This is a genomic window from Streptomyces sp. NPDC058678 (assembly GCF_042714835.1).
In the GTDB taxonomy this organism is placed as follows: domain Bacteria; phylum Actinomycetota; class Actinomycetes; order Streptomycetales; family Streptomycetaceae; genus Streptomyces.
The window spans coordinates 215,524-223,029 of the sequence record NZ_JBHXSG010000008.1; the positions used below are offsets into that span (position 1 = coordinate 215,524).

General features: G+C 71.4%; 4 protein-coding genes and 4 pseudogenes. 1 reads left to right on the plus strand and 7 read right to left on the minus strand.

Going from position 1 to position 7,506, the window contains the following annotated elements; translation table 11 throughout:
* Positions 1 to 1,478: pseudogene (locus ACFWWR_RS11225) on the minus strand (hypothetical protein); the annotation flags it as partial.
* A gap of 257 nt (positions 1,479 to 1,735) precedes the next feature.
* On the opposite strand from ACFWWR_RS11225, the gene ACFWWR_RS11230 reads away from it, so the two are divergent.
* Complete coding sequence (locus ACFWWR_RS11230; RefSeq protein WP_384302920.1) at positions 1,736 to 2,728, plus strand: ribosome-inactivating family protein; 993 nt, start codon at positions 1,736 to 1,738, stop codon at positions 2,726 to 2,728.
* Between the two features lie 102 nt (positions 2,729 to 2,830).
* Here the strand turns inward: ACFWWR_RS11230 and ACFWWR_RS11235 are convergent, their stop codons facing one another.
* The 6 genes and pseudogenes from ACFWWR_RS11235 to ACFWWR_RS11260 all read right to left on the minus strand — a co-directional run.
* Entirely contained in the window at positions 2,831 to 3,169 is a 339-nt protein-coding gene (locus tag ACFWWR_RS11235) for a GH32 C-terminal domain-containing protein (protein ID WP_384302922.1), read from the minus strand.
* 248 nt (positions 3,170 to 3,417) lie between these two features.
* On the minus strand, positions 3,418 to 3,750 hold the full coding sequence (locus ACFWWR_RS11240; protein WP_384302924.1) for a hypothetical protein: 333 nt from the start codon (positions 3,748 to 3,750) through the stop codon (positions 3,418 to 3,420).
* Between the two features lie 275 nt (positions 3,751 to 4,025).
* Positions 4,026 to 5,238 (minus strand): annotated as a pseudogene (locus tag ACFWWR_RS11245) (acyltransferase).
* Positions 5,239 to 5,341: 103 nt separating this feature from the next.
* Positions 5,342 to 6,522, minus strand: a pseudogene (locus ACFWWR_RS11250) (alpha/beta hydrolase).
* Between the two features lie 174 nt (positions 6,523 to 6,696).
* Positions 6,697 to 7,359 (minus strand): class I SAM-dependent methyltransferase, encoded by a 663-nt coding sequence (locus tag ACFWWR_RS11255; protein WP_384302926.1) that lies wholly within the window; start codon positions 7,357 to 7,359, stop codon positions 6,697 to 6,699.
* A gap of 47 nt (positions 7,360 to 7,406) precedes the next feature.
* Positions 7,407 to 7,506, minus strand: a pseudogene (locus ACFWWR_RS11260) (IS481 family transposase); the annotation flags it as partial.

Here is a 7,506-nt window from a genome sequence, read left to right on the forward strand (position 1 = left end):
GCCCCGCGCCCCCCCCGCCGGCGCCGGCCCCCCCCGGCGCGGGCGGGCGCGCCCCCCCCCGGGGCGGCGGCCCGGTGTTCCGCCTCGCGGGCCTCGATGGCGGCGGTGAGGAAGTCCCGCTCCGTCCCGGTCAGCATGCCCGTGCGGTCCTGTGTGAACAGTTCTTCCGCGCGGGCCAGTCGGGTGCCCCGGTACAGGGTGCCGGGGTCCGGTCGTGCTCCAGCCAGGTGCGGGCTGTCTCGGCGAGGCGGCGGCGGTGGCGCAGCAGTTCGCGGTCCGCCTCGATCCAGCCGGTGAGGCGCGGCCAGCAGGCGATCAGCGCCTCGTGGCTAGCTGGACGCCGTCCTCGTCGACGGTGAGGAGGCGGGCGCGGGCCAGCCGCTCGACCACCACCGGCACCTCGGGGTCCGGGCACTGCACCAGCTCGGCCCGCGTGAGCGGGCGCCGGGTATCGGGTGTGCCCTGCCCCGGCTCGACCATCCGCAACAGCAGACGCCGGCGGTGTCCGCCTGGGTTGCGGACAACTCGCCGTACACCTGCTCGGCGGTCCCGGCGGAGCCCGCCGGGCTCGTCCAGGACCTCGGCCACCAGGCGGGCGGTCAGCGCCCGCTCCACCCGCAGCCCGACCGCCTGCGCCGGCTGGATCACCACTTCCCGCAGCTGCTCCGCGGTCATCGGTCCGAGCAACAGCCCGGCGCCGTGCAGCGCGTCCGCGAGGCCGCGGTGCTCGGCGCACCGGGCGTAGAAGTCCGCCCGTACGGCGATGAGCACCTTGAGTCGGCTGCCGGGGTCCCGGGCGGCGAGCAGCAGATCAATGAACCGGGCCCGCTCGGCCTGGTCCCGGCACAGGGTGAAGACCTCCTCGAACTGGTCCACCACCACCCAGCTCTCCGGCTCGCCCTCCGCCGGGGCCAGCAGATGCCCGTACGTCGTGGCCGGGCGCGGCCCCGGCGCAAGGATCCTCAGTACCGCCGGACGGTCGCGGTGGGCGATCTCCTGCGCAGGCGGGGGATCAGCCCCGCGCGCAACAGCGAGGACTTCCCGCTCCCGGACGCCCCGAAAAGCACCGCGAACCGGTGCTCGCACACCAGTTGCCGCAGCTCCTCCACCATCCGGTCGCGGCCGAAGAACAGCGCGTGGTCGTCCGGCTCGAACCGTGCCAGGCCCCGGTACGGCGGCGGACTGTCGTCGTCTTCCTGAACCGGAGCCCGGTTGACCTCGGCCTCCGCGCTCTTCCAGCGCGACTCCCACTCCTCCGGGTCCCCTCCGCAGGCCCGCACATACCCCTGGACGACGGCTGACGACGGCAGCCGTTCCCCGGCCGCCGCCTCCGACAGGGTCGTCGCCGAGAAGCCCGCCGCCTTCGCCATGGTCCGGTACGACGGACCGCCCGCAGCCCGGCACAGCTCCCGTAGCTCGTGGGCGAGCCACCGCACGGGACCGGCCTCGGGGTCCGCGGGTCTTTCGGGACGCCCCATGGGTCCCCCCCAGACACCAGCAGATCGAGCGAAAACGACATCGGGGGTCATACGTCCTGGTAGACGCTGATCCGGCGCAGAGCGTGCCCTGCGCGGCTGTGGCGTTGACGACAGTGCGCGACGAGGTGGCGGACAACCCGGCGGTGCTCTCGGGAGTTGATTGCCCAGCTGAAGTGAGTTGCCGGTCAACTTTCCCGTTGCCAGCCTCGGTGTCATCAAGCCGGATCCCGGCCCACCGAACATCTGGAGAACAACGCATGTCCCTCGCAGACATCACGGCGCCTCCCGAGCGGGAAGCGCACCAGCGACCCGGCGAGGCCCTGCCGGAACGCGGAACCGGCCTGCTCCGCTTCCGCAGGCGCACGATCGGGCAGATCGTCACCACGGTCGTACTGGCGATCTTCGCAACGCTGCTCGGCCCGCTGGGCGCGCTGCAGAGCGCGAGCGCGACAGTGCCGGACAAGGACAGCATCGCCCGCTGGAAGATCGGCGACAGAAACAGCTACGGCGCGTTCCTCAACGCCATCCGCAGCGCGGTGAACGTCGGTGACCCCCACATTCCGGGCAGCTCACGGCAAATCAACCACACGTCAGGAGACAGCGCCCATACGTCGTACTTCAATGTCGATGTCGAGGAAGCGCACAGCCAGCGGTTTGTGACGCTGCGGCTGCGCGCCTCGGACCTTTACCTCATGGGCTGGTGGGGCGGCGCTCGCGGAGAAGAGCGGTACCACGCAGTGGACGCCCAGCCCGACCCGCCGGTCCGCGGCGACCGACACGACAACGGCCTTCGGCCGGTGCGAGCACCGTTCGCGGGGAACTACAGCCGGCTCCCGGACCGTGAGCAGGTCGAGTACAGCGTGGACTCGCTCAGCAACGCGGTGCTCACGCTGATCCGCGCCCCCGAGAGGAGCAATGGGAACCAGACCAACGCCCAGCGCACAGCGTTCCTGCTGATGGCCCAGAGCGTCTCCGAGGCCGCCCGCTTCCGGCCCATGGCCGAATTCGTCCAGACAGCCCAGGTGAAGTATGTCCACGAAAAGCTCAGCGGACACTACGTGTCGATGCAGAACCGGTGGAAGGAGTTCAGCGACGCGGTCAACTACATGCTGGCCGCCAAGGTGAGCCTCAGCGACCGGGCCCCGACGCAGTACGTCTATCGGGCCGGGAAGTGGACCCTTCTGACGATCTCCACTGTGCAAATAGCCACGCAGCTGCTCATGACTGCGCTCGGCAAGCCCAAGAAGTAACCCCACTCGGTCCCGCCGAGAAGTGACGAACGGACGCGGCCCGGGCCGCGTCCGTTCGCATGTCCGTCGTCCGCGTCACGCCTGGGCCCTGAGGTCCACGCCTCAACCGCGTACCCGGGACCAGAAAGCCGTGAAGACCTCGGCGACCGAGTGGTCCAGCAGGATCCGCGGGGTCGCCGTGTTGTCCTCGGGCGGGAGGCGCCAGTGGCCGCCCTTCGCGCGGGGGTCGAGAGAGGCGTGATCTCGGTCGACGACCAGCTCGCCCATCACCGGGTCGTGGACGACGTCGAGGTACTCGGTCCCGTCCCGTGCGGTGAGCAGCCGGAGGCGGCCCCCGCATTCCAAGGTCACCGTCGGATCGGTGGCTCGGGCCGCCGTCTGCTCAGCCACCACCAGCCTCGCGGCGATCTCCGTCAGTACGGGCGCTACGAAGATCCACACAAACCGCTCGACATTGGTGCCGGTCGGTGAGGGAACGAAGTACGACCCCAACCGCGTACACGGCTCCCGCCCAGCGGGCCACGCGCCAGGCCCGCGGGGCGAGTGCGGTGACGGTGAGGGCGAGCAGCACGGGCACGGGCAGTCGCGCGCACGGCATCGGCTGCTGACAGGAATACGGGAACAGCAGCATGGTCTGGGTGACAACGCCCGTGGGCGGCGCCAGCAAGGCAAAGGCCGCCTGAAGTCTCCTACGGCAAGGAAGCCTGCGCACACCACGGGCAGGAACAGTCGGCTACCGGTGAGGCCATCGTGGCCAGCCCGCGGACACCGAGGCGGGCAGCACCCGTCGCCCGCAGGTCCGCAGCACCCAGGCAGCGTGCGAACGCGACGCCGAGCGCGAAGGTCGTGCGCCCGGCGGCGACGTCGAACCACAGCATCTGCGAGGCGAGCAGTGCCGGGCCCATCGGCCGGCGTATCCCGCTGCCGGCCAGGAGCAGGGCCGTCAGCCAGCAGGCCGCGAGTCCGGAGATGACGCTCACGGTGTTCACCCCGAACGCCGCCATCAAGTAGGGGTAAAGCACGCTGTAGTTGACGGTGTGCGTCCCGCCGTACCAGGACAGGTTGTACGCCGACCCGCCTTACCGCGCCGCAAGGTCCGCCCACGCCTTGTGCGCCGCGAGGTCCCATCCACCGGTGGCCAGGAACGCCCACCACACCGCGTACAGCGGAACCACCGTCAAGGTGGTCGACAGCTGAACGAGGTGACGTCGCCAGAAGGAGGAAGCAGGAGATGTGGGTGTAGGTCCGGGCGATAGCGCGCGGGCGAGGGTCGGCTGGAGGGAGTCTGCTGCGGGAGTCATGGGAAGACGACTGCCAGGGCGTAGCTCGCGAAGGCCGCGGCCAGTGCGGCGGCCGTCAGGCGACCGGTCCCTCGGATGCTGGTCCAGGGCGTTTCGAAGCGGTGGGTGAGCCGCCCGATGCCGAGCAGCGTGACGGCGAGCAGGGGCAGCCAGGCGATCCGGGCGAGAAGTCAGACGGTGGTGTCCCGGGGCGGTGGTGAGGCCGGAAACCTGGCCACCGAGGAGAGAGCCGGGGATTGCCAGGGCGAGCAGGGCCGTCTGGTGCCAGCAGAAGATCGCCATCGCGGAGAGATTGACGGCGACGACCGCTGACCACAGAACCTGCCGTCGGCGCAGCAGCGCGTCGAGCCGGTCCGCAGCAGGATCGCCGCACCGCACTGGGCACTGGCCAGAGCGAGCACGAGCAGGGACGGCGGATGGGAGTTGGTGCGGGCAGTCCCGGGCACCCCGACCATGCTGGCCGGGTAGTGGAAGACGAGCAGCAGCACGGCGAACAGCACACCGCCGCCCACCAGCATCAGCCGCGCACCGCATCTGCCGAGCTGCCCCTCGCCCAGCAGACGCCGAGTTGGTAGGCGAACAGCCAGCCGGGACCGAGGTTGAGTATCCCGAGCCAGGACGGCATCGAGTGCGCCCACGGGCCGTAGCGCAGCAGGTCGACGACGGCGACCGAGCCGAGCAGCGGCACGGCTGTCCACCCGCCGAACGTGCGGGCGGCGCGCACGCGGCAGGGCGTCAGGGCGGTCACCAGCAGGTAGATGCCGACGAACCACAGCGGCTGGATGACCAGCACGACCCCGGTGCGGAGTGTCGAGCCGGGCACCCCGGCCGCGTACAGCACCGGCAGGAGCACGGCCCACACGGCACCGACGCCGAGTACGGGCCGCCCGAGCCGGGCGAGGCGCCCCCGTAGCCAGGCGGCCGTCGGTACTCCCCGCTCGGCGGAGCGGCGCAGCGACAGGGCGGAGGCGTAGCCGCCGACCAGGAAGAAGATGCCGAGCATCTGCAGCACCCAGCTCGCCGGGGCGAGGAAGCCGAAGGTGCTGAGCGGGCTGGCGTTGTGCAGCCCGCCCTCGGGATCCTGGTGAAGCCGCCCAGCAGCCAGTGACCGATGGGGACGGCGAGGAGTGCGAGGGCGCGCAGGGCGTCCACGGCACGGTCGCGGTGGGCGGGAGTGCGTTGTTCGATGCGGGCGGCCGTCGCGGCCATCGCGTGGCGCAGCCGTCCACGGGCCGCGGGGCGGGTCGTGCCGGATGGCGCGGAGAGGGCCGAGGGCAGCTGGCTCCGGGCGTCAGCGGCCCGCACGGGAAGTTCAGGAGACGCCATGACGCCAGTCCTTCTCGGTGTTCGAGGTGGGGTGGGCGCAGGTCACGGCCTGGTAGCGGCCGAGCGCGATGTCGGCGAAGTTGCGCAGGGAGGCGGTGGGGTTCGAAGTAGCCGGTGTGACCCTCAGCCCGGGCGGAGGAGATGACGCGTGCTCCGAAGGCGGGGTCGGCCGGGTCGGTGCCGTGGCCGAGGCCGAAGAGCTGGATGGTGGGGACGCGCCGGACCCAGTCGGTCGGATCACGGTCGGCCGCCCACAGCCGGCACTGACGGGCACCTGGTCGGCGTGGTCGATGCGCATGCCGGGTGAGGCCACGACGACGAGGTCGGACAGCTGACGCCCGGTCAGCCGGTGGGCGGCATTGCCGCACAGCACGGAGCCGTAGCTGTGGCAGAACACGGCGGGCGGGGCCGCAGGGCGGGTCGTGGCGGCCAGGTCGTCGAGGAACCGTATGAGCCGGGGCGCACCCGCTTGTGCGAGGTGGCCGGTGGCAGCGTCGTAGCCGACGCCGACCGGGGTGGTGTAGCCGACCCAGGCGATGACCGCGGGGCGGTCGCCGGGCGAGAGCCGGGCCATCTCGGCGCGCAGGTTTCGTGCCATGCGGGCCGCGGCGTCGTGCGAGGCCAGGTCGGTGTCGGATCCCGGGACGACGACCGCGACCCGCCGCGCGGTCCGCAGGTCCCCGTACACCTCGGCGACCTGGCCGCGGCCCCGTGGGTCGAAGGCGAGGACGCGGTGGCCCGGCGCCAGGAGCCTGTCGTACGTCACGGCCCGCTCCCGGGCCTGCCGGCGGGCGCCGTCGGAGACGTCCAGGTCGGCGGCGCGGACCACTTCACGGTCGCGTTCGGCGGCGAGTGCCCGCTGTTGGCGGTGTACCGCAGCTCGGGCGGGGCGCCGTCGAGGTTGCCCACGATCAGCGGATGACGCCGGCCCAGCACCGTCCGCTGCCCCGCCGTCAGTCCAGCGAAGAAGCGCGCGACCCGTGTCGGGGCGGCCGACACCGGGTCCGGCAGCCGTGTGCCGAGCACGTGGTCGGCCGTCCACGCCGCCGCACCCGGGGGCGGGCCGGTGACGGCGGTCTGCACGTCACCCGCTGCCCAGCCCAGCGTCCCCGCGGCCATCGTCATCACGAGCGCGCAGGCAGCCAGAGTGCGCTTGAAGCGCCCCATGGTGTGTCTCCCTGCTTCCGGTGCTTGGTCCGGCCGCCGTCGGCGACCTGATGGGCGGAAGTTAGGGAGCGGGCTGGCCGCCCGGCGTCACACCGGGGAGCCAACGTGCGCGTAGCACCTGGGTAGGGGGTGGTACGCCGCCGTCACCGCAGCGTGAAGAAGATCATCGGGTTGTCACGGCTCTCCCGGACGGGGTGGCCCAGGCCGTGGGACCGCTTGATGTGCTTCAACCGGTCGTGGATCTCGCGGGCATGTGCCCGGGAGGCGGTGAAGTACGGGTACTGCCGCTCGGCCAGCGCAGCACCACCGTCCCCTCGGTGAACGGCACGGCCTGCGGCCGTGGAAAACGTCGTGGACGCACACCGGTATGCCCGGCCGCATGCGCGGGAACGACTCGCGGATGTACCAGCGGGCGAAGCTCGCCGAGTGCGTGGCGTCGATGAAGAGGAAGTCCGCGGTATCGGGGATCTTCTCGAGGTTCTCCCGCGCGTCGCCCTGCGTGAACGTCCAGTGGCCCTCGGAGAGTTCGCCCGGCACCTCCCGTACGACGTGGTCGACGATGTCATACGAGTGCAGGTGGCCGGTGCCGTTGTCGCGTAGGGCGCGCAGGATCCAGGTGGTGGACCAGCCGTGGAAGGTGCCGATCTCCACCACCGTGTGCGGGCGGGCCTCGCGCAGCAGCAGATAGGTGATCTCCGCCTCGATGTCGTCGAGTTGGGCCTTCATCGAGGTGGGTGGCGCGAGGAGTGCGCGCTGGCTCTCGCGAGCCCGGTCGAGATCTTCGGCGTAGGTGCCGTAGAGGCGGCGGATGTGGTCGAGGTCGATGGGCTGGTGCATGCGTCACGCTCCTGCGAAACCGGTCGGTGGTCAGGGCGCGGTGGCGGCTAGGTGTATTGACCCGCAGCGTTGTTCACACGGCTGATGGGTGGCTTGCCTCCGAGTGCGGTGTGGCAGCGGTGGTGGTTGTAGGTGTGCAGGAAGTCT

Bases quoted from the DNA above. Each gene is read 5' to 3' on its own strand.
- ACFWWR_RS11255 (WP_384302926.1), bottom strand. From the start codon at position 7,359: ATGCACCAGCCCATCGACCTCGACCACATCCGCCGCCTCTACGGCACC.
- ACFWWR_RS11230 (WP_384302920.1), top strand. From the start codon at position 1,736: ATGTCCCTCGCAGACATCACGGCGCCTCCCGAGCGGGAAGCGCACCAG.